General features: G+C 63.3%; 19 protein-coding genes. All 19 read left to right on the top strand.

What is annotated here, in order from left to right; genetic code table 11:
- The first annotated feature begins 214 nt into the window (after positions 1 to 214).
- The 19 genes from BHD08_RS01045 (at position 215) to BHD08_RS00955 (ending at position 22,672) form a co-directional block, all read left to right on the top strand.
- A complete protein-coding gene (locus tag BHD08_RS01045) occupies positions 215 to 988 on the top strand; it encodes an ABC transporter ATP-binding protein (RefSeq protein WP_003281313.1) in 774 nt (257 codons plus the stop codon).
- Positions 989 to 1,003: 15 nt separating this feature from the next.
- Complete coding sequence (locus BHD08_RS01040; protein WP_058065371.1) at positions 1,004 to 1,759, top strand: ABC transporter substrate-binding protein; 756 nt, start codon at positions 1,004 to 1,006, stop codon at positions 1,757 to 1,759.
- A gap of 64 nt (positions 1,760 to 1,823) precedes the next feature.
- Positions 1,824 to 2,519, top strand: a complete 696-nt coding sequence (locus BHD08_RS01035; RefSeq protein WP_003281309.1) for an ABC transporter permease — start codon at positions 1,824 to 1,826, stop codon at positions 2,517 to 2,519.
- Positions 2,516 to 3,205, top strand: a complete 690-nt coding sequence (locus tag BHD08_RS01030) for an ABC transporter permease (protein WP_125020513.1) — start codon at positions 2,516 to 2,518, stop codon at positions 3,203 to 3,205. The genes BHD08_RS01035 and BHD08_RS01030 overlap by 4 nt, the downstream gene beginning before the upstream one ends.
- Positions 3,206 to 3,314: 109 nt before the next feature.
- Positions 3,315 to 4,217, top strand: coding sequence for a D-hexose-6-phosphate mutarotase (locus tag BHD08_RS01025; protein ID WP_125020512.1), 903 nt, complete (start codon positions 3,315 to 3,317; stop codon positions 4,215 to 4,217).
- A gap of 379 nt (positions 4,218 to 4,596) precedes the next feature.
- Positions 4,597 to 6,159: a type VI secretion system protein TssA gene (tssA, locus tag BHD08_RS01020; RefSeq protein WP_125020511.1), complete on the top strand. Its 1,563-nt coding sequence runs from the start codon at positions 4,597 to 4,599 to the stop codon at positions 6,157 to 6,159.
- Between the two features lie 16 nt (positions 6,160 to 6,175).
- Positions 6,176 to 6,682 carry a type VI secretion system contractile sheath small subunit gene (gene tssB, locus BHD08_RS01015; protein WP_008567243.1) on the top strand — a complete coding sequence of 169 codons (507 nt, stop codon included), beginning with the start codon at positions 6,176 to 6,178 and terminating at the stop codon, positions 6,680 to 6,682.
- Between the two features lie 26 nt (positions 6,683 to 6,708).
- Positions 6,709 to 8,187, top strand: coding sequence for a type VI secretion system contractile sheath large subunit (gene tssC / locus BHD08_RS01010; RefSeq protein WP_125020510.1), 1,479 nt, complete (start codon positions 6,709 to 6,711; stop codon positions 8,185 to 8,187).
- Between the two features lie 4 nt (positions 8,188 to 8,191).
- Entirely contained in the window at positions 8,192 to 8,599 is a 408-nt protein-coding gene (gene tssE / locus BHD08_RS01005) for a type VI secretion system baseplate subunit TssE (RefSeq protein ID WP_125020509.1), read from the top strand.
- Positions 8,600 to 8,610: 11 nt separating this feature from the next.
- The gene (locus BHD08_RS01000) at positions 8,611 to 10,542 is read left to right on the top strand and encodes a PAAR domain-containing protein (protein ID WP_125020508.1); all 1,932 of its coding nucleotides are present in this window, start codon (positions 8,611 to 8,613) and stop codon (positions 10,540 to 10,542) included.
- The gene (locus tag BHD08_RS00995) at positions 10,539 to 11,192 is read left to right on the top strand and encodes a DUF2931 family protein (RefSeq protein ID WP_125020507.1); all 654 of its coding nucleotides are present in this window, start codon (positions 10,539 to 10,541) and stop codon (positions 11,190 to 11,192) included. Before BHD08_RS01000 ends, BHD08_RS00995 begins: the two co-directional genes overlap by 4 nt.
- Positions 11,179 to 11,541, top strand: a complete 363-nt coding sequence (locus BHD08_RS00990) for a hypothetical protein (protein ID WP_125020506.1) — start codon at positions 11,179 to 11,181, stop codon at positions 11,539 to 11,541. Before BHD08_RS00995 ends, BHD08_RS00990 begins: the two co-directional genes overlap by 14 nt.
- 52 nt (positions 11,542 to 11,593) lie before the next feature.
- Positions 11,594 to 13,384, top strand: a complete 1,791-nt coding sequence (gene tssF / locus BHD08_RS00985) for a type VI secretion system baseplate subunit TssF (protein WP_125020505.1) — start codon at positions 11,594 to 11,596, stop codon at positions 13,382 to 13,384.
- Complete coding sequence (gene tssG / locus BHD08_RS00980) at positions 13,348 to 14,355, top strand: type VI secretion system baseplate subunit TssG (RefSeq protein ID WP_125020504.1); 1,008 nt, start codon at positions 13,348 to 13,350, stop codon at positions 14,353 to 14,355. Before tssF ends, tssG begins: the two co-directional genes overlap by 37 nt.
- Before the next feature lie 5 nt (positions 14,356 to 14,360).
- Positions 14,361 to 16,958 (top strand): type VI secretion system ATPase TssH, encoded by a 2,598-nt coding sequence (gene tssH, locus BHD08_RS00975; RefSeq protein WP_177412615.1) that lies wholly within the window; start codon positions 14,361 to 14,363, stop codon positions 16,956 to 16,958.
- A gap of 10 nt (positions 16,959 to 16,968) precedes the next feature.
- On the top strand, positions 16,969 to 18,477 hold the full coding sequence (locus BHD08_RS00970) for a sigma-54-dependent Fis family transcriptional regulator (protein ID WP_125020502.1): 1,509 nt from the start codon (positions 16,969 to 16,971) through the stop codon (positions 18,475 to 18,477).
- A gap of 15 nt (positions 18,478 to 18,492) precedes the next feature.
- Positions 18,493 to 20,592 (top strand): type VI secretion system tip protein VgrG, encoded by a 2,100-nt coding sequence (locus BHD08_RS00965; RefSeq protein ID WP_125020501.1) that lies wholly within the window; start codon positions 18,493 to 18,495, stop codon positions 20,590 to 20,592.
- Positions 20,565 to 21,419, top strand: a complete 855-nt coding sequence (locus BHD08_RS00960; protein ID WP_125020500.1) for a DUF4123 domain-containing protein — start codon at positions 20,565 to 20,567, stop codon at positions 21,417 to 21,419. Before BHD08_RS00965 ends, BHD08_RS00960 begins: the two co-directional genes overlap by 28 nt.
- A gap of 5 nt (positions 21,420 to 21,424) precedes the next feature.
- Positions 21,425 to 22,672, top strand: coding sequence for a LysM domain-containing protein (locus BHD08_RS00955; protein WP_125020499.1), 1,248 nt, complete (start codon positions 21,425 to 21,427; stop codon positions 22,670 to 22,672).
- The last annotated feature ends 129 nt before the right edge of the window (positions 22,673 to 22,801 follow it).

Here is a 22,801-nt window from a genome sequence, read left to right as displayed (position 1 = left end):
GTGCAGCGTCGATTTCATCTATACAGATGGAGTCGCATTGTTGGCCAGGGAAACGTGACCGATCGGTCATACCGCTCAACGCCGCATCGCGCTTGGCGCATGCCGCATCGCATGCTAGGTTTGCGCCTCGCCAGGACGGCGAGCAGTTCGCGCGGAGCGCACCATCAGATATCTAGACCATGGCGGCCTTCGCCGGTCTGTAAGAGGACCCCTCATGGCCGAGGCCATCCCTGCACTGGAAATCCGCAACCTGCACAAGCGCTACGGCGATCTGGAAGTTCTCAAAGGCATCTCGCTGACCGCCCGTGACGGCGATGTGATTTCCATCCTCGGCTCTTCAGGCTCCGGCAAGTCCACCTTCCTGCGCTGTATCAACCTGCTGGAAAACCCCCACGAGGGCGAGATTCTGGTGGCTGGTGAGCAGCTCAAGCTCAAGCGCGACAAGCAGGGTGACCTGGTCGCCGCCGACGGCAAGCAGCTCAACCGGATTCGCAGCGAGCTGGGCTTCGTGTTCCAGAACTTCAACCTCTGGCCACACATGACCATCCTCGACAACATCATCGAGGCACCGCGCCGCGTGCTAGGCCAGAGCAAGGCCGAAGCCACCGAGGTGGCCGAAGCCCTGCTGGCCAAGGTCGGCATCGCCGACAAGCGCCACGTTTACCCCAATCAGCTTTCCGGTGGCCAGCAGCAGCGCGCGGCGATCGCCCGCACCCTGGCGATGCAGCCCAAGGTGATCCTGTTCGACGAGCCCACCTCGGCGCTGGACCCGGAAATGGTACAAGAAGTGCTTGCAGTGATCCGGTCGCTCGCCGAGGAAGGCCGGACTATGCTGCTCGTCACCCACGAAATGAATTTCGCCAAGCAGGTGTCCAGCGAAGTGGTATTCCTCCACCAGGGTCTGGTCGAGGAACAGGGAACGCCCGAGCAGGTATTTGACAATCCTCAATCGGCGCGCTGTAAACAATTCATGTCCAGCCATCGCTAAATGGAGCAACACCGCATGAAGAGCTATAAGAAGATCCTGCTGACCGCTGCTGCCTCGCTGATCATCGGCACTCAGGCATTCGCGGCGGAAAAACTACGGATTGGTACCGAAGGCGCCTACCCACCCTTCAACCTGATCGACGCCAGCGGCAAGGTGGTCGGCTTCGACCTGGATATCTCCCACGCCCTGTGCGCCAAGATGAAGGTCGAGTGCGAAGTGGTCACTTCCGACTGGGATGGCATCATCCCTGCGCTGAACGCCGGCAAGTTCGACTTCCTCGCTGCTTCCATGTCGGTCACCGAGGAACGCAAGAACGCCGTCGACTTCACCGACCATTACTACACCAACAAGCTGCAGTTCGTGGCGCCCAAGTCCACCGACTTCAAGACCGACGAGGGCTATCTGAAAGGCAAGGTGATCGGTGCGCAGCGCGCGACCATCGCCGGCACCTGGCTGGAAGACAACCTGGACCGCGTCGTCGACATCAAGCTCTACGACACCCAGGAAAACGCCTATCTGGACCTGGCCTCCGGTCGCGTCGACGGCATCCTCGCCGACACCTTCGTGCAGTGGGAATGGCTCAAGAGCGACGCCGGCAAGAACTTCGAGTTCAAGGGCGAGCCGGTATTCGATGACGACAAGATCGCCATCGCCGTACGCAAGGGCAACGATGAACTGCGCGAACGGCTGAACAAGGCGCTGGCCGAGATCATCGCCGACGGCACCTACAAGCAGATCAACGACAAGTACTTCCCGTTCAGCATTTACTGATCCAACCGAACCGAAGCCCGATCGCCAGCCTGCTGGCCGATCGGGCTTCGGTGTTTGAGTTCCTATGATTCCTGACCTTCACGGATTCGGTCCGGCCCTGATCGCCGGCACCTGGATGACCATCCAACTGGCCCTCGCCTCCCTGGCGCTGGGGCTGGTGCTCGGTCTGCTCGGCGCACTCGCCAAGACCTCGCCCTACAGCGCGCTGCGCTGGCTGGGCGGTACCTATTCGACCATCGTGCGCGGTGTACCCGAACTGCTCTGGGTGCTGCTGATCTATTTCGGCACCATCAGCATGATTCGCGGCATCGGTGAGCTGTTCGGCATCGAGAACCTCGCGCTCAGCCCGTTCGCCGCCGGTACCATCGCCCTGGGTCTGTGCTTCGGCGCCTACGCCACCGAGGTGTTCCGCGGTGCACTGCTGGCCATTCCCAAGGGCCACCGTGAAGCCGGCCTGGCGCTGGGCCTGGGCAAACGGCGCATCTTCACCCGCCTGATCCTGCCGCAGATGTGGCGCCTGGCCCTGCCGGGCCTCGGCAACCTGTTCATGATCCTGATGAAGGACACCGCGCTGGTCTCGGTGATCGGCCTCGAAGAAATCATGCGTCGCTCGCAGATCGCGGTGACGGCCAGCAAGGAGCCCTTCACCTTCTTCCTGGTGGCGGCCTTCATCTACCTGTGCCTGACCATCGTCGCCATGGTCGGTATGCACTTCCTTGAAAAACGTGCCGGCCGCGGCTTCGTGCGGAGCGCAGCATGACCTGGGAAATCTTCATCAAGTGGCTGCCTAGCTTTATCGACGGCGCCTGGCTGACTCTGCAACTGGTCGGTGTATCGGTCATCGCCGGCCTGATCGTCGCCGTGCCACTGGGCATAGCCCGTTCATCCCGGCACCTGGCGGTGCGTGCATTGCCTTACGGCTACATCTTCTTCTTCCGCGGCACGCCGCTGCTGGTCCAGCTGTTCCTGGTCTACTACGGCATGGCGCAGTTCGACGTGGTGCGCCAGAGCGCGCTCTGGCCATACCTGCGTGATCCATACTGGTGCGCGATCATCACCATGACGCTGCACACCGCAGCCTATATCGCCGAGATCATCCGCGGCGCGATCCAGAACGTGCCCCATGGCGAAGTCGAAGCCGCCCGCGCGCTGGGCATGTCGCGCAGCCAGGCACTGCTGCACATCATCCTGCCGCGTGCCACGCGCATCGGCCTGCCGGCCTACAGCAACGAAGTGATCCTGATGCTCAAGGCCAGCGCGCTGGCCAGCACCATCACCTTGCTGGAACTGACCGGCATGGCGCGCAAGATCGCCGCCCGCACCTACCTGCACGAGGAAATGTTCCTCACCGCCGGCCTGATCTACCTGCTGATCGCCTTTATCCTCATGCAAGGCTTCAAGCTGCTTGAGCGCTGGCTGCGAGTCGACGCCTGCCAGGGACGCTGACTCCCGCACTGCTTCCTGCGCAAGGAGGCAGTGACCCTTTGACCGCTCCGGCTGAATCCCGCCTTCACTCTGCGGTCAGACGCAAATCCGAACCCTTACGAGATTCCCCATGCCTGTCGATATCCAACGCATCGAAATGAACCAGCTTGCCTGCTGGCGAGTACGTCGCGGTGAGGACGAACTGCTGATCGCCGAACAGGGCGCGCAGATCCTCAGCTATCGCCAGGGCGATGCGCCGCCGATCATCTGGCTCAGCGAAGAGGCCGCCTTCGAACAGGGCCAATCGGTACGCGGCGGTGTGCCAGTGTGCTGGCCATGGTTCGGCGATCTGGGGCGCAACCCGCAAGCCGTGCAGGCGAATTACAGCGGCGAGCAACCTGCGCCCTTCCACGGCCTGGTACGCGCCCTACCCTGGCAACTGCGGGAACAACGCAGCGAAGGCGATACGGCGATTCTCGAGTTCCACTGCTCGCAGGCGCTCGGCGCACTGCCGGACTGGCCACACCGGGTCGAACTGACGCTGCAGATCCGTCTGGCCGATGAGCTTGAGCTCAGCCTCAGCAGCCGCAACGTCGGCGCGGAGGCGATCAGTATCAGCCAGGCCCTGCACAGCTACTTCGCTGTCAGCGACATCCATCAGGTGCGCGTAGAAGGCCTGGCCGGCTGCCCCTACATCGATACGCTGCTGGATTGGCAACAGCGCCAGCAGCAGGACGGCGACCTGGCGTTCAACGGCGAAACCGACCGCATCTACTTGCAGCTTCCGGCAACCCTGCAGCTCATCGACCCGGCATGGAAACGCAGCATCCGGCTGACCACTCGCGGCTCGCGCTCCGCCGTACTGTGGAACCCGTGGATCGACAAGGCCAAGCGCCTGTCCAGCTACGCCGACGACGCCTGGCAGCGCATGGCCTGCATCGAGACGGCCAACGTGCTGGACGACGTGGTGGTATTGCAGCCAGGTCAGCAGCACCTGTTGAGCGTGTCCATCACCGCAGACCCCGCGCACTAACCAGCCGCCGCTATCGGCTATAACACTACCAATCATCTTTCTGTGATCGAGTAGATAGTTGCATGTAAGTGATGACTTACATGCAACTGGGTTATTTCGCACACGCTTAAATAGATCGCCGAGGCAACTTTCCCTGCACTTTTGAATTAGTTCCGTCGATAGTCAGCTAATATTTCTCACTGCAACAGAGATCACACTTCTCGCCTTGAATGAGGCATACCCCCCGTCTAGGATGCCCACCCCATAAGGGCCTGTGCAATTAGTTGCGCAGGGAAGGTGCGCAAGAAGTTGCGCACTCCTTTCTCGAAACATGCTGTTCTTATTAGTTACGGCTGTTTCAAAAGTTCACGGATCGAACTTGAGCGTCACGGAAGACTCAATGCACGCCAGCGCACTCAGCAAGCATTATCTGGAACTTGCCAGAAAGCCGGTCAATGACAGCAATTTCGCTGGCGACGATATTCGTTACAGCAGCGAGTTCGAACTGCTGGAAACCGAGCTGGCCAAGGCCGGGGCGCTGCACCAGACCACCGGTATCGACTGGCAGAAGGTCCGCGAAGGCAGCGAGATGCTGCTCACCTCGCTGTCCAAGGATCTGCGCGCCGCCGCTTGGCTGACCTGGAGCCTGTTCCAGCGTGAATCCTTCGCCGGTTTGCAGGCCGGTCTAAGCGTTCTGCAGTACCTGTGCAGCAATCACTGGACCGAGCTGCATCCGCGCAAGCCACGCACCCGTGCCGCCGCGATCAACTGGTTGCTGCCGCGTCTCGAACAGACCTTTTCCGAAGACGTCCCGGTCGGCGAGCAGCTACCGCTGTTCCGTGGCCTCGCCGAGCAGCTGCATGCACTGGAACAATGCCTGTCCGGCCATCTGGGCGAAGACGCACCGCTGCTGCTGCCGCTGTGCCGCCAGCTCGACGGCATGGTCAAGCGCGCCAGTCAGGGGCAGGCCCAGCCCGGACCGGTAGGCGCGGCCCTCGCCCAAGTCAAGCAGGTCGCCAGCCAGGTCTTCGCTCCCGGTTCACCGATCGAGAATGACAAGGAAGCGCTCAAGGCCGTGCGCAATCTGCAGGAGCAGGCGCGCCCGCTGACCGCCTGGTGGCTCAAGCAGCGCACCAGCGATCTGCGCCCGCTGCGCCTCTCACGCACGCTCCTGTGGCTGAGCATCGACAGCCTGCCGGAGCACAACGGCGAGCAGATCACCGCCCTGCGTGGGATACCTGCCGACAAGCTGGCCAACTACCGCGAACGCTTCACCCAGGGCCTGTACGCGGACCTGCTGGTGGATCTGGAGAACAGCACCGCGCGTGCCCCGTTCTGGCTGGACGGTCAGCGCCTGGCCTGGGAGTGCCTGCAGGAGCTGGCGGCCGAACAGGCCATGCGCGAGGTGGAGATTCAGCTCGCGCTGTTCCTGCAGCGGCTGCCGCGCCTGGAGGAGCTGCGCTTTCACGACGGCATCCCGTTCGCCGACGCCGAAACCCGCGCCTGGATCAGCGGCCAGGTCATGCCCCATGTGCAGCCGTCCACAGCCGCCAGGCAGGACGAGCCGCCTGCTGCTGGCGGCGTGCAGCCGAGCTGGGAGCTGGCATTGCAGGAAGCGCTGCCGCTGTTGCGCAAAGAGGGACTCAAACCCGCCGTGCAACAGCTCAAGCAGGGCCTGGCTCGCGCCCGTGGCGGCCGCGAGCGCTTCTTCTGGCAGCTGAGCCTCGCCCGCCTGTGCTACCAGGCGAAGAAATACGAGCTGGCCAAAACCCAGCTCGAAGCACTCGACCAGCAGCTCGAGGCCAGTGGCCTGGGCAGCTGGGAACCCGATCTCGCCCTCGAGGTACTGCGCCTGCTGCACAGCTGTTGCGAGCTGCTGCCGCAGAACCACGCCGTGCGTGAAAGCAAGGATGAGATTTACCGCAGGCTGTGCCACCTCGATCTCGAAGTGGTGCTGGATTAACGCAAAGGAGAACACCATGGCCAAAGAAGGCTCGGTTGCACCCAAGGAACGCATCAACGTCACGTTCAAGCCGGCCACCGGCAACGCTCAGGAAGAGGTCGAGCTGCCCCTCAAGCTGATGGTGCTGGGCGATTTCACCCAGCGCGCCGACGACCGCAAGATCGAGGACCGCAAGCCCATCGCCATCGACAAGAACAGCTTCGACGAGGTCCTGGCCAAGCAGGAGCTGAACCTGACCTTCGGCGTGCCGAACCGTCTGCAGGACGAGCAGACCGATGACGAGCTGGCCGTGCAGCTGCGCATCAATTCGATGAAGGACTTCAACCCGGCCAATCTGGTCGAGCAGGTTCCGGAGCTGAAGAAGCTGATGGAACTGCGCGACGCCCTGGTCGCCCTGAAGGGCCCGCTGGGCAACGCCCCGGCCTTCCGCAAGGCCATCGAAAGCGTACTCGCCGACGATGATTCGCGTGACCGCGTACTCGGCGAACTGGGCCTGGCGGCCAAAGAGAAGCTGGACGCCTGATATCACCGACAAGGAAGCAGATTCATATGACCACTAGCGCAGCCGCCGTCGAGCACGGCACCCCCCTCGCCGAAGGCGGCATCCTCGACCGCATCATCGCCGAAACCCGCCTGACCCCGGACGACGAGGCCTACGACATCGCCAAGCGCGGCGTCTCGGCCTTCATCGAAGAACTGCTCAAGCCGCAGAACGAAAACGAGCCGGTTAAGAAGGCCATGGTCGACCGCATGATCGCGGAGATCGACGCCAAGCTCAGCCGGCAGATGGACGAGATTCTCCACCACCCGCAGTTTCAGGCGCTGGAATCCTCCTGGCGCGGCCTCAAGCTGCTGGTCGATCGCACCAACTTCCGCGAGAACATCAAGCTCGAGCTGCTCAACGCCTCCAAGCAGGACCTGCTCGACGACTTCGAGGATAGCCCGGAGATCGTACAGTCCGGCCTGTACAAGCACATCTACACCGCCGAGTACGGCCAGTTCGGCGGCCAGCCGGTAGGTGCGCTGATCGCCAACTACTTCTTCGACCCCAGCGCGCCCGACGTCAAGACCATGCAGTACGTCGCCAGCGTCGCCAGCATGTCCCACGCGCCGTTCATCGCTGCTGCTGGCCCGAAATTCTTCGGCCTGGAAAGCTTCACCGGCCTGCCGGATCTGAAGGACCTCAAGGATCACTTCGAGGGCCCGCAATTCACCAAGTGGCAGAGCTTTCGCGAACAGGAAGATGCCCGCTACGTCGGCCTGACCGTGCCGCGCTTCCTGCTGCGCAACCCCTACGATCCGGAAGACAACCCGGTGAAAAGCTTCGTCTACAAGGAAAACGTCGCCGGTAGCCACGAGCACTACCTGTGGGGCAACACCGCCTACACCTTCGCCAGCCGCCTGACCGACAGCTTCGCCAAGTTCCGCTGGTGCCCGAACATTATCGGCCCGCAGAGCGGCGGCGCAGTGGAAGACCTGCCGCTGCACCACTTCGAGAGCATGGGCGAGATCGAGACCAAGATCCCGACCGAGGTGCTGGTTTCCGACCGTCGCGAGTACGAGCTGGCCGAAGAAGGCTTTATCGCCCTGACCATGCGCAAGGGCAGCGACAACGCCGCGTTCTTCTCCGCCAACTCGGCGCAGAAGCCGAAGTTCTTCGGCAACAGCGAGGAAGGCAAGACCGCCGAGCTGAACTACAAGCTCGGCACCCAGCTGCCCTACCTGTTCATCGTCAACCGCCTGGCTCACTACCTGAAGGTGCTGCAGCGCGAGCAGATCGGCGCCTGGAAGGAGCGCACTGACCTCGAACTGGAACTGAACAAGTGGATCCGCCAGTTCGTCGCCGACCAGGAGAACCCGAGCTCCGAAGTACGCAGCCGTCGTCCGCTGCGCGCCGCCCAGGTCAACGTCAGCGACGTCGAGGGAGAACCGGGCTGGTACCGCGTCAGCCTCAGCGTGCGCCCGCACTTCAAGTACATGGGCGCGGATTTCACCCTGTCGCTGGTCGGCAAGCTGGACAAGGAATAAGCACTTGAACGGATATGGCAGCCTTTTCGAACGCCTCGGCGGCGACGCCGCGCGGCGTTCCGGCTGGAGCCGCGAAGTCGCGGCAATGGCCTCGGTGGCTGCCCATCTGGCGAAGATGCTCAGCACCCGGGCGGGCAGCGTGCAGACGCTGCCCGACTACGGGTTGCCCGATCTCAACGATATGCGCCTGTCGCTGCACGACTCGCTGCAGCAGGCGCGTATCGCCATCGAACGCTTCATCGAAGCGTACGAACCCAGGCTGACCCAGGTGCGGGTGCTGTCACTGCCGCGAACCCACGACCCACTGAGCCTCGCCTTCACCATTGAAGGCCTGCTCGAAGTAGATGGTCTAAAACGTCAGGTCAGCTTCTCCGCCAGCCTGGATGGCAGCGGACAGGTCAAGGTCCAGTAAGGAGACAACGGATGTCCGGCAAACCCGCAGCCCGCCTGGGCGACCCCACAGCCTGTCCGAAGACAGGCCATGGCACCAACCCCATTGCCGTCGGCTCACCCGACGTGCTGTTCGACGGCCTGCCGGCCGCGCGCCAAGGCGACGCCTCCGCCTGCGGCGGTGCGATGGCCAGCGCGGTGATTCCCAACGTGCTGATTGATGGCAAACCAGCGGCGGTGGTGGGCAGTGTGGGGAACCACGGCAATGTCGTCACCGCAGGCTCGGGGACGGTGATCATCGGCAGCGGTCACAGCCCGGCGCCTTTCCTCGCACCCGAAGCGCTTGGCATTGCGACCGCTGCAATTGCTGCGGCAACCAGCGCGGTCAAGTCCCTTCTTCCGGCCACACCGCTAGCCCGCGCCTGGCAGGAAGAGCCGGGGGACCTCGCGCCTTTGGGCCTGGAAGAAGAAGACGAGGAAGAGGAACTGGTCGAGCAGCCGCAGCAACAGGCGCGCCAGGCCATTACTCTCCGTATCGGCGTGTTCTTCGATGGCACCGGCAATAACTTGGCCAACGCCGCCGTCACCGCGCAATGCCGCCAGAACGATCTGCAGTTGGTGGGCGAGCGCACCCTGCAGGAAGTCATCGACTATTGCCAGAGCCATGGTTTCAGCGACAGCAACGGTGACGGCTATTTCACCCAGGCTCCCGACGGCAGCTACGGCAATGCGCCGAGCAATGTGGCACGGTTGTATGGGTTGTATCGGGACGATACCGACCAACCTCTAGCAACCAATGCCGAATCCGCTGTTGTCCGTATCTATATGGAAGGTATCGGCACCAGCAGTGGCGAAGCCGACTCGCTTTATGGGCAGATCACCGGGCGGGGCGACACCGGAATACCGGCGCGAGTGATAAAAAGCCCCGATGAAATCGTCAAGCAACTGCGCCGCTTGTTGGAAAACACCCCCGACCTGCAAATCGACACTCTTGAGTTCGATATCTTCGGTTTCAGTCGCGGTGCAGCGGCGGCCCGGCATTTCGCCAACGAACTGCTCAAGCCCGGAGGCGGCGTACTGGCTGGCACCCTGCGACCCGGCCAGTTCGGCTTGGTCGACAACTTCGATTGGGCTGCCCATGCCCGTATCAACTTTATCGGCCTGTTCGATACGGTGGCTGCCGTTATCGACCCGCTGAAAGGCGACTATGATCCAGCCAACCACCTCAACCCCGGCATCAACCTTTATCTGCCGCCCGGCTGCGCACGCAAGGTGCTGCAACTGACCGCCCGCGACGAGAAGCGCTGGAACTTCGCCCTCAACAGGGTCGCCCCGGATCACCAGGAAATCTGTCTGCCCGGCGCGCACTCGGATATTGGCGGCGGCTACCGCCCCCTGATGCTCGAGCGGCTGCTGCTGAGTCGCCCGCTCAGCTCCACAGTGCCGGCCAATACGCCGCCCGAACAGACCCATGCCTCGCGCGAAACCTGGCGGCAATATCACCACTGGAAAGCCCTCGGCCTGCCCGACGAAGCGCTGAAAGAACCCAAGGTCTGGCCCAGCCGTAAACCTGTCTTTTACGAGCGCGGCTTCAAGCGGCCGCCGGAGGACGTGGTCTACGGCCTACTGTTCATCGAACGCCAGGTTCGTGGCGAGTTGTCACTTATCTATCTGAGAATAATGCGAGAGCTGGCTGTGCAATACGGCGTTCCGTTCGATTTTATCGACGACCAGGAAAGCACAACCGCAATACCCGCTGAGCTTCAAAAGATTGCCAGTAACCTGTTGGCCTATGCCCAAGGGAGCCGGTACGGCCTGGACGAAGAGGACGAGCGCCTGCTCTGGTCACGCTATATCCACCTTTCAGCTCACTGGACACCCAGCAGTGGTCTGCTGATCAGCAAGCCCGCGCCCAACGTCCGCCTGAGCTACAACAACATGCCGCAACAGGATTATCCCGAATGAGAACCTTCCTCCTCGTCTGCGCAGTGTTTCTACTCGGCGGCTGTGCCACCAGCCAGGGCCAGCCCGAACTGCCATTTAATGCTTGGTACGTTGGGCTGCTGGCGCCCAACTATATGGAAGTCTGGGTGGAAAGCGTGGACGTGATCGACCGCCGAGGACTGGCCTATGAACAAGTGCATAGCGGCATCGTGGCAATCCAGTCCCCCTCCAACAACAGCGGCAATCCACGAGGCTGGCCAAAGCGCGTAGGTAGCGGCGCCGGCAAGAACCTGCCGGGTATCGACCTGCCTGAAATCATCTTCGTACGCTGGCAATCGCTGGTCGAGCCGCAGACCTACAACGTGCGTATCAACATCCCCGAATGGGTACGCGAAGAAATGCTCGAGCAGCATTCCTCCTATTGCCAGGGGGACAAGCGGATGATCGACGGTTTGTACCGACACGACATCACCATAGGTCTGGCACCCGGCGGTATCGCCAAGGCCTGGGTCGGTGGCCCCTGCCTGGAGCCCATCGAAATCGGTCGCTTCGAGGCAGCGATCAGCAAGGCCGGACCATACGGCGGCACGTCCAACGGAGAACATCGCCCCCTTTCCGATAAAGCCAAGGCCTATATCGGGCAACATGGGGTGCCCTATGGCTCGTGGTAAACCCTCCTCACGCTGCGCCCGCCTGGCGCTGGTTGTCCTAGCGCTGACTTTGGCCGCCTGCACCAACACTTCCCCGCCGCCGCGCGAACTGGCCGGGCGCTACGAACTGGTCGGCGTGGTGGAAATGGGCTCGCAGCTGCTGCTCCATGAGCAAGGAACGTTCGAGGCGGTGCTCTACTACGGCAGCCTCGACATCCAGGGTCGAGGACGCTGGGCGATGTTGGACGGGCAGATCGAGTTGAGCGAACGCGGTCTGAGGGCGTTTTTTGACGGGATGAGACTCGTGCCAAGCGGCAACTGCCTGCTCGTGGACATGGATACCTCCACGGGATGCTACCGCCGACGCTAGACGCAATCCGCGCGAGCGCCGGACACGGAACGACAAGGATGAATCGTTAGACATGTCTTTCAACCATTACTACCAGAGCGAACTGACCGCCCTGCGCCAGCTGGGCAAGCGCTTCGCCGAGCGCAGCCCGGCGCTGGCGCCGTTCCTCGGACAGGCCGGGCGCGATCCGGATGTCGAGCGGCTGCTCGAAGGTTTCGCCTTTCTCACCGGGCGGCTGCGGCAGAAGCTCGATGACGAGCTGCCGGAACTGACCCACTCGCTGATGCATCTGCTCTGGCCGAACTACATGCGCCCGCTGCCGGCCTTCAGCATGCTGCAGTTCGATCCGCTGAAGCGTCCCGGCCCGGCGCTGACGGTGCCGCGCAATACGCCGGTGGAATCCAATCCGGTGCAGGGCGTCAGTTGCTGCTTTCGCACCGCCTACGCCACCGAGGTACTGCCGCTGGCATTGCAGGCGCTGGAGTATTCGGTCAAGGGCACCGGCGCGATGCTCAGTCTGCGCCTGCAGATGAGCGCCGATGGCCATCTCGGTGAGATCGGACTCAGCCATCTGCGCCTGCATCTGGCGGGCGAGCCCTATATCAGCCAGCTGCTCTACCTCAGTCTGTTGCGCCACCTTGGTGGCATCGAGCTGGTGCCGCTGAACGAGCAGGGCCACCCGCTGACCGGTCCCGATGGCCGACCGCTGACGCCCTTGCAGCTCAACGCCAAGCAGGTCGAACCGGTGGGATTCGCCGAGGATGAGGCGCTGATCCCCTACCCGCTCAATACATTCCGCGGCTATCGCTACCTGCAGGAATATTTCGCCTTCCCGGACAAATTTCTCTTCGTCGACCTCAAGGGTCTGGAGGTCATCCAGCGCATCCCCGAGGATTTACTCAAGCAGGCCCGCGGCCTGGAGCTGCGCTTCGACATTCACAAGGCCGGCGTGCAGCGCATACGTCCAACGCTGGACAACGTGCGCCTGTACTGCACACCGGTAGTCAACCTGTTCCCGCACGATGCCATCCCGATCCGCCTGGACGGCAAGCAGGACCAGTACCTGCTGTTACCCGCCGAGTACGATTCGCAGCAGTGCGGCGTGTTCTCGGTGGATCGGGTCACCGGCTGGAAACCCGGCGGCATGGGCTACGAAGAATACGTGCCGTTCGAATCCTTCGAACATGACGCCAGCTTCGATGTGCCGGTGGCGCGTCCGCACTACAGCGTGCGCCAGCAACCTTCGCTGCTCGGAGAAGGGCAGGAAACCTGGCTCAGCTTCGGCCTGCGCAACCTCGACCAGCACGAGACGCTGTCCATCGAGCTGACCTGCACCAACCAGAACCTGCCGCGCCAGCTGAAGCTCGGCGACATCTGTAGGCCCAGCGAAGACACGCCGGAGTTCCTCAGCTTCCGCAATATCTCGGCGGTCACCCCGAGCTACGCACCGCCGCTGCAGCGCGACTATCTGTGGAAGCTGATCAGCAACATGTCGCTGAACTACCTGTCGCTGGCCAACGTCGAGGCGCTCAAGGTGATCCTCGAGACCTACGACCTGCCGCGCTATTACGACAAGCATGCCGAGAACGTCAGCCGGCGGCGCCTCGGCGGCCTGACTCATATCGCCCACCAGCACGTCGATCGCCTGCATCGCGGGCTGCCGGTGCGTGGCGTACGTACCGAACTGACCATGAACCAGGACGGCTTCATCGGTGAGGGCGATCTGTTCCTCTTCGCCTCGGTGCTCAACGAATTCTTTGCCCTCTACGCCAGCCTCAACTCGTATCACGAGCTGCGCGTGCAGAGCACACAGGGAGAGGTGTACCAATGGACGCCGCGCATGGGTCAGCAACCGCTGCTCTGAAACCGCTCAACCGCGGCATCCGCGAGTACAGCCTGTTCCAGGGCGTGCTGCTGGTGCTTGATCACCTGCGCCAGCTCAACCCTGGCCTCGACGACGAGGCGCTCTACGAGCGGCTGGAGTTCCAGGCCAACCCGAGCCTGGGCTTTCCCGGCAGCGATATCGAGCAGGTGCAGTTCTTCCAGGAGCAGAGCGAGTGGCGGGCGCGCCTGCGCATCAACCTGGTCAGCCTGTTCGGCGCCGGCTCGCCGCTGCCAGCCTTCTACGGCGAACAGGCACTGGGCGACAGTGAGGACGGCAACCCGACCCGCGACTTTCTCGACCTGTTCAACAATCGCCTGCAGCGCCTGCTGCTGCCGATCTGGCAGAAGTACCGCTACCGAGCCCGCTTCACCAGCGGCGCCCATGACCCCTTCTCGGAGCAGCTGTTCGCTCTGGTCGGACTCAGCGGCGAGGCCATCCGCAACGCGCCGGAGCTGAACTGGAAGCGCCTGCTGCCCTATCTCGGCCTCCTGAGCTTGCGCGCGCACTCGGCGGCACTGATCGAATCGGTGCTGCGCTACTACTTCAAGCACGCCGAGCTGAACATTGAGCAATGTCTGGAGCGCCAGGTGGAAATCCTCGGCGAGCAACGCAACCATCTCGGCCAGGCCAACAGCCAGCTGGGCGAAAGCCTGGTGCTCGGCGAGCGGGTCCGCGACCGCAGCGGCAAATTCCGCATCCATATCCGCCAGCTGGACTGGAACCGCTTCCACGAATTCCTGCCCATCGGCAGCGGCTACCAGCCGCTCTGTGCGCTGGTGCGCTTCACCCTGCGCGATCCGCTGGATTACGACCTGCGCCTGGAACTTCGCCCGGACGAGATCCGTGAACTGCGCATCGGCGCCGACAACAACTGCCGCCTCGGCTGGACCAGCTGGCTCGGACGCGACTGTGCCGACGGCCTGGTCACCTTGGGCAGCAAGACTCATTAAGGAAGATGAAAATGATCAATGTCGATCTGCAACAGCTGGTACAGGCGCTGGATGCCGAAACCAAGCACGATCTGGAAGGCGCAGCCCAACGCTGCGTGGTACGTGGCGGCAGCAAGGTTCTCGTCGAGGACCTGCTGCTCGGCCTGCTCGAGCGTTCCGATGGATTGCTCAAGCGAGCCTTGCTGGATGCCGAGGTGGACGCCGGCGCACTGGCGCAGGCGCTAAAACCGCGAGGCGAGCGCAGCGAGTCGCGCAACCCGGTGTTTTCCACCGAGCTGGTGCAATGGCTGCAGGATGCCCTGCTGGTGGCGAGCCTGGAACTCGGCCAGAGCCAGATTGACCAGGCCGCGCTGATCCTCGCCCTGCTGCGCAATCCGCTGCGCTATGCCGGCAGCCATTACCAGCCATTGCTGGCCCGACTGGATGCCGAGCGCCTGCGCGACTTCGCCCTCAGCCAGCAGCCGCAGACTGCGAACGGCAAGCCGGCCGCCGGTGGCGAGTCGAACCTGTCACGCTTTACCCACAACTTCACCCAGCAGGCCCGCGACGGCAAGCTCGACCCGGTGCTCAGCCGCGACTCGGCAATCCGCCAGATGATCGACATCCTCGCCCGACGGCGGAAGAACAATCCGATCGTGGTCGGCGAGGCCGGGGTCGGCAAGTCCGCCATCGTCGAAGGCCTGGCGCTACGCATCGCCACCGGCGAAGTGCCCGTGGCACTCAAGGGCGTCGAGCTGCTCTGCCTGGACCTCGGCCTGCTGCAGGCCGGTGCCAGCGTGAAGGGCGAATTCGAACGCCGTCTGCAGGGCGTTATCGACGAAGTGAAAGCCTCACCCAAGCCGATCATCCTGTTCATCGATGAGGCGCACACCCTGATCGGCGCCGGTGGCCAGGCCGGCAGTGGCGATGCGGCCAACCTGCTCAAGCCGGCCCTGGCACGCGGCGAGCTGCGCACCATCGCTGCGACGACCTGGAGCGAGTACAAGAAATATTTCGAGAAGGACCCGGCCCTGGCCCGGCGCTTCCAGCCGGTGCAACTGCACGAGCCGAGCGTTCCGGAAGCCGTCACCATTCTGCGCGGGCTGGCGCCGGTCTATGAAAAGAGCCACGGCATCTACCTGCGCGACGATGCGGTCGCGGCCGCCGCCGAGCTATCGGCTCGCTACCTAGCTGGCCGACAGCTGCCGGACAAGGCAGTGGACGTACTGGATACCGCCTGCGCACGGGTGCGCATCAGCCTCGCCGCCGCGCCCGAGGCGCTGGAACGCCTGCGTGGCGAGGTCGCCGAAGGCGAGCGTCAACGTGAAGCCATGCGCCGCGATCTGGCCGTCGGCCTGCCGGTCGACGCGGCCGCCCTCGAGCGGCTGGAGCAGCGCCTGATCGCGGCGGGGGACGAGATCGAGCAGCTGGAAACCCGCTGGGCCAAGCAGCGCCTGCTCGCCGAGCGCCTGCTCGACCTGCGCAAGCGCACGGCCGAAGCCCGCAGCGCTGCAAACGAGGACGGCGAGGTCCCATCGCTCGATGAGCTGGAGACCGAACTGCGCGCCGTACAGGCCGAACTTGCCGCAGCCCAGGCCAAGCAGCGACTGGTCAGCCATGAGGTCTGTCCGCGCCTGGTGGCCGAGGTGATCAGCCACTGGACCGGTGTGCCGCTGGCGCAGCTGGCCCGTGAACACAACGCGCAGGTCGCCAACTTCGCCGCCGACCTGCGCGCCCGCGTGCGCGGGCAGGAACAGGCTGTGGAAGCGCTGGATCGCGCCATGCGCGCGGCAGCGGCCGGGCTGAACAAGCCCGACGCTCCGGTGGGCGTGTTCCTGCTGGTCGGCCCCAGCGGCGTCGGCAAGACCGAAACCGCCCTGGCGCTGGCCGACCTGCTGTACGGCGGCGAGCGCTTCCTCACCGTGATCAATATGTCCGAGTTCCAGGAGAAGCACAGTGTTTCCCGCCTGATCGGCGCACCTCCGGGTTATGTCGGCTACGGCGAAGGCGGCATGCTCACCGAAGCGGTGCGGCAGAAACCCTACTCGGTGATCCTGCTCGACGAGGTGGAGAAGGCCGATCCGGATGTGATGAACGTCTTCTATCAGATCTTCGACAAGGGCGTGGCGAATGACGGCGAAGGCCGCGAGATCAACTTCCGCAACACCCTGATCCTGATGACCAGCAACCTCGCCAGCGAGCGCATCGCCAGTTTCTGCACCGCCGGGCAGCGGCCGACTGCCGAGGACCTGGAACTGGCGATACGCCCACAGCTGTCGCAGCACTTCAAGCCGGCGCTGCTGGGGCGCATGCGGGTGGTCCCCTACTACCCTATCGCTGGCGCGGTGCTCGACGAATTGGTCGCGCTCAAGCTTGTGCGCTTCGGTGAGCGGTTGCAGCGGCGCCAGCTGCAGTTCAGCCACTGCCCGGCGCTGGTCACGCACCTCTCCGAGCGCTGCGGCGCCAGTGACAGCGGTGCGCGACTGATCAACCATCTGATCGAGCAGCACCTGCAACCGCTGGTTGTGGACCGCCTGCTCGATGCCATGGCCAGTGGCGAGCCGCTGCAGCGGGTGCACGCCACGCTGGATGGCGACGGCGCGCTGATCTGTGAGTTCGCCTGAGATGTCCGCGATGTTCAATCAGGTACCGCAACCACTGCGCTATGCCGAGGCCCTGCTCGGTCGCTTCGCCGGTCTGGCACGCGCGGCGAACGCCGACAGCCTGCTCGGCGGGCTGGTGGAAACCGCCGCGCAGCTGAGCGATTGCCAGCTCAGCCAGCTCTATCTGCTGGATGCCACCCATACCCGCCTGACGCTCTCGGCCGAGTGGCACAACGGCCTGCTGCAGCCACGCGAAGCCACCAGCCTGCCGAGTGATTACGACGGCGAACAGCTGTTGCAGTACTGCCTGTGCCAGAACCAGACCCTGTGCCTCAGCGAACTGGACAGCAATCTGCACGCTTCGGGCTTCCTGCCGGACAGCCCGGCCCCCTGGCGCAGCCTGCTCTGCCTGCCGCTGCAGGACGAGCAGCAGCGCGTCGCCGGCCTGCTGCTGACGGCCAGTACCGAGTCGCGCGAGCTGCACGGCTTCAGCGGCTCGCTGGCCCAGCTCGGCGCCTTCGGCCTCGCCCAGCTGCATCTGCTCCAGCGCCTGCGCGCGCCCGGCAGCACCGCGCCTCCCGCCGCACCGGTCAGCCCCTGCGCCAGCGGTTACGGCCTGATCGGCGACAGCCCACGCATGCGCGCGGTCTACCAGTTGATCGGCAAGGTGCTGCACAGCCCGGTCAATGTGCTCCTCACCGGAGAAACCGGCACCGGCAAGGAACTGGTGGCGCGCGCCATCCATGACTGCGGTTTCCGCCGTAGCAAGCCCTTCGTCGTGCAGAACTGCGCTTCGCTGCCTGAGCAGCTCTTGGAAAGTGAACTGTTCGGCTACCGCAAGGGCGCCTTCACTGGCGCCGACCGCGACCGCAGCGGCCTGCTCGATGCGGCGAACGGCGGCACGCTGTTTCTCGACGAGATCGGCGACATGCCACTGCTGCTGCAGGCCAAGCTTTTGCGCGTGTTGCAGGAAGGCGAAGTGCGCCCGCTGGGCTCCACCGAGACCCACAAGGTCGACGTGCGCATCGTCGCCGCCACCCATCGCGACCTGCGCAGTCAAGTCGAGAACGGCCTGTTTCGCGAGGACCTGTTCTACCGCCTCTCGCACTTCCCTATCGAACTGCCGCCGCTGCGCGAGCGTGACGAGGACATTCTGCGCCTGGCCCGGCATTTCGCCGACAAGGCCTGCGCCTTCCTGCAGCGCGATCTGTGTCGCTGGTCCGACGCCGCGCTCGAACGTCTGGCAGGCTATGCCTTCCCCGGCAACGTGCGGGAATTGAAGGGGCTGGTGGAGCGCGCCGTGCTGCTTTGCGAGGGCGGTGAACTGCTGCCGGAGCACTTCAATCTGCATGTGGAGGCGAGCCTGGACAGCAGCCTGAACCTGCGCGAACGCATGGAGCGGGTCGAACGCAGCCTGCTCATGGATTGCCTGCGCAAGAACGGCGGCAACCAGAGCCAGGCCGCCCGCGAACTCGGCCTGCCGCGGCGAACGCTGCTGTATCGCATGGAACGGCTGAATATCAGCCCGGCCGATCTCTAAGGAAGGAAAGACGCCATGTTCAACCCAGCCAACCAGGCCCACTTCACGCTTTCCCTCGAAGGCGTCGAGCACGACTTCAAGGTGCTCGAATTCCAGGGCCGCGAGGCCATCAGCCAGCCCTACCGCTTCGACCTGGAACTGGTCAGCGAACACCCCGACCTGGATCTGGAACGCCTGCTGCATCGCCCGGCCTTCCTCGCCTTGGCGCCGGACGGCAGCGGCATCCATGGGCTGGTACATCAGGCTGCGCAGGGTGAGTCCGGCCAGCGCCTGACCCGCTATCGGCTCACGCTTGTGCCGCAGCTGGCCTATCTCGCCCATCGCACCAACCAGCGCATCTTCCAGCACCTCAGCGTGCCGCAGATCGTCGCCCAGGTGCTCGAGGAACACGGCATCCAGGCCGATGCCTACCGCTTCCAGCTCGGCCCGGTGATTTACCCGCCGCGCGAATACTGCGTGCAGTACGACGAATCCGACCTGCACTTTATCCAGCGCCTGTGTGAGGAAGAGGGCATCCACTATCACTTCCAGCACGGCGCGAACGGCCATGTGCTGGTGTTCGGCGACGACCAGACCGTCTTCCCGAAGCTCGCTGCCACCGCCTATCAGCAGGACAGCGGTCTGGTCGCCGACCAGCCGGTGATCAAGCGTTTCGGCCTGCGCCTGGAAACCCGCACCAGCCGCGTCACGCGCCGCGATTACGATTTCGAGAAGCCACGTCTGAGCATGGAGGCCGCCTTCCACAGCGACTTCCAGCCCGACCTTGAAGACTACGATTACCCCGGCCGCTTCACCGAGCGCGCCCGCGGCAAGCACCTGTCGCAACGCGCCCTGGAGCGCCACCGCCACGACTACGAACTGGCCGAAGGCGAAAGCGACCAGCCGCAACTTGCGAGCGGGCACTTCCTCCCGCTCGGCGAACACCCCCGCAGCGACTGGAACCAGCTCTGGCTGCTGACCGAGGTGCTGCATGAAGGCAAACAGCCGCAGGTGTTGGAGGAGTCGGTCACGAGCGATAGCCAGTCACGTGACGGCTTCACTCAGGGCTACCGCAACCACTTCACCGCCACGCCCTGGGATATCCCTTTCCGCCCGGCCCTTCGCCATCCGAAACCGAAGGTGCTCGGCAGCCAGACCGCCGTGGTCACCGGCCCGGCCGGCGAAGAAATCCACTGCGACGAGTACGGCCGAGTACGCGTCCAGTTCCACTGGGACCGCGAAGGCCAGGCCGACGACAAGACCAGCTGCTGGCTGCGCGTCTCCTCCAGCTGGGCCGGCGACCGCTACGGCGGTATCGCCATCCCGCGGGTCGGCATGGAAGTGCTGGTGACCTTCCTCGAAGGCGATCCCGATCAACCGCTGGTCACCGGCTGCTTGTATCACAAGGAACATCAGGTCCCCTACGACTTGCCGGCGAACAAGACCCGCACGGTGCTCAAGACCTTGAGCTCACCGGGTGGCGGCGGCTACAACGAGCTGCGCATCGAAGACCGTAAGGGCCAGGAACAGATTTATATCCACGCCCAACGCGACTGGGACGAGAACATCGAGCACGACCAGAAGATCCGCGTCGGTCACGAACGCCACGACACCGTGGAAGCCAACAGCTACAGCGAGTTCAAGGCCGAAGAAAACCGCACCACCCACGCCGACCGCAAGACCGAAATCCGCGCCAACGACCACCTCACCGTGGGTAACAGCCAACACCTGAAGATCGGCACCGGGCAGTTCATCGAGGCGGGCAACGAGATCCACTACTACGCCGGCAGCAAGGTCGTCATCGACGCCGGCATGGAACTCACCGCCTCCGGCGGCGGCAGTTTCCTCAAGCTCGACCCCAGCGGCGTGACGCTGAGCGGCGCAACGATCCGGATGAATTCGGGTGGCGCACCGGGTAAGGGGGCGGGTCTGAAGATTCTGGCACCGGTAATGCCATGGCTGGCTGCCAGCGCCGTTGCCGGCAGCCTCACCTTGCCGGCCTTGATCAACATGTCGCGGCAACTCAAGCAGGCCGCGGCCGCCAAGCTGCTGTTGGTCAAGCAATGCGGAATGCAAGCCGATGGCTCATGCCAGTTGGAGGTTTGCCCATGCGGCAAGAACGCGAGCACGGCCTGATGCAGGCTGTAGAAGAACCGGACATCGAGCGGGACGACCTTTACCTGCTGCTCGATGGTGCTGCATTACCGGCTCTGCAGATCATCTACCAGCACGACGACGCACCCCGTCTGGAGCCGCTGTACCGAGGCACGCGCCATGAGTCCATGCTGGAATGCAGCCCCGTCCTGTACAGCCTCGCGGGGCAGCATCTGATGTGGCAGAACCGGGAGCGCTGGCAATCGGCAGGGCTGCTGTTGGAAAGCGCCGCAAGCATCAATGACCTGGCGAACCATTTGCGCAGCCTGCTGAGCGTCAGTCTGCCCTCCGGTGAACTGGCGTTCTGCCGATTCTACGACCCGGCCTTGAGCGAACGCTTCTTCGACAGCCTCACGCAAGAGGAGCTGAGCGCTTGGCTCGGCCCTGTCAGCGGCATCTTGCTGACCACCGAGCAGAGCGAATGGCGAGGTTTCACCACAAACCAGATTTCTCCCGGCAGACCTGCTGACGACGAGGGCTGGTTTTCGATCCATCCCGAGCACTTCGCTCATTGGCAACAACAGGAGCGACAGCGCTTCAACCAGCGCCTGGTAAACCACTTCTCTGCAGACGACTTTCATGGAAAGTCGGCCTCCGAGCTGGATGTGATCGTTGATCAGCGCGTAGCGGAAGCTGAGACGCTCAGCATCAGCTCCGAACAGCAGCTGTTCGCCTACGTTGAGTTGGCGCTGCAATTTCCTGAGGCCATCGACAGTCCTGAGATACGCACCGGACTGGCCAACATGGAAGAACCTGCCGAGCACCGGCTGGCTCGAATCGAAGCCAGCTTGCTTGGACTGCATGGATAAAGCGAATGGAATACACGATACAGAGGGGCGACACCCTGACCCGGATCGCCAGCGATCACGGCACCACCGTCAGCAGCCTGCTACGCCTGAACCCGCAGATTGAAGACCCCAACCAGATCCAGGCTGGCCAGATGTTACGCATGCCTGCAACGAGCAGCCCGGCGCGCCCCGGCTGCACCGCGGGACAGATCATGCAGGACAGCCAGTGCAGCGGGGCTGCATTCGACGTCGCCTTCTACTGGAACGAAGAGGTGCAGAGCCGCCAATCGATCTATGAGGCGATCTACGGACGTGAAATGCACTTCCTCCACCGCTCGTTGTTCCAGCGAAACAACGAGCATCTCAACGAGACGGTACTGCCTGGAGAGATCGTCATCATCTCCAACATGCCGCGCACCGACGCCGACCGACATCGCCTGGAAGCCCTCAGGGAACAGGCGCGGCTTGCAAGTGAAGGCATCCAACAGCTGACACCCGCCGAAGCCATGACGGTCAAGCGACATCTGGAAGTTCTGGACTACGTCTCGTTGGAAACCGTCGCATCCCACCAGAGCACCGCGCTGGGTGTACTGAGTGCCGCAGCCGGACGCCAGCTAGGGAACGTCAGGAGCACGCTGGAAAAGATCAACGTCGCGTATGTCGACGAGCTCAGCCGCACCGGAAACCCCAACCGATTTTCGCCGGAGTTCTATGCGAAGCGCCAGCAGCTATTCGGCCAGCTGAATCATTCCCTTGGCCGCCTGACCCTTTCAACTATCAATATCCGTAATTACGACAGCATCAAGACCACACTCGGACTATCTACAAAATCGATCCTGCATAACGCTTCTGCGATTACTGAAAGAGGCGAAGTTCCGCAGCTTGGGCAACGCATCAATACGGTTTCGAATTGGGCGAAGGGTGCTAGCCGCTTAGGTTATTTGGGCATCGCCATCGACGGAGGCGTTCGATTGAATGCGATTCAAGAAGCCTGCACGGTGGGCAATGACCAAGTCTGTACTCAAACTAGCTTCAAGCAGGTAACCGGATTCTTTGGCAGTGCGGGAGGGGGTGCCGTAGGAGGTTTCGCAGGTGCCAAAGTAGCGACTGCCGTGGTGGGAGGAATTGCACTTGCGTTCGGTGTCACGATTGGAGCTCCTGTCCTCGCAGTGATCGCAATCGCTGGCGCCGCTGCCGGCGCCTATTACGGAGGGTCTGAAGGCGGCAGTTTTGGCGAAGAGGTGGGCACTATTATTTATCGGGGAATTTACTGATATGAACGCAGCCTTGGTGCTTGAGCGAATCTTATATCTCGGATGGCTGCTACTATTCGTAGCCGGAGGCATTAATGGCATTTATATCTGCTTCCACGGAATTCGTCGGCTCGACCCGTACTTCTCTCG

The sequence above is a fragment of the Pseudomonas sp. SCT genome (assembly GCF_003864275.1).
Taxonomy (GTDB): domain Bacteria; phylum Pseudomonadota; class Gammaproteobacteria; order Pseudomonadales; family Pseudomonadaceae; genus Stutzerimonas; species Stutzerimonas stutzeri_AE.
The sequence above is the reverse complement of the archived record's forward strand: the minus strand, read 5'-3'. Positions and strand labels throughout refer to the sequence as shown.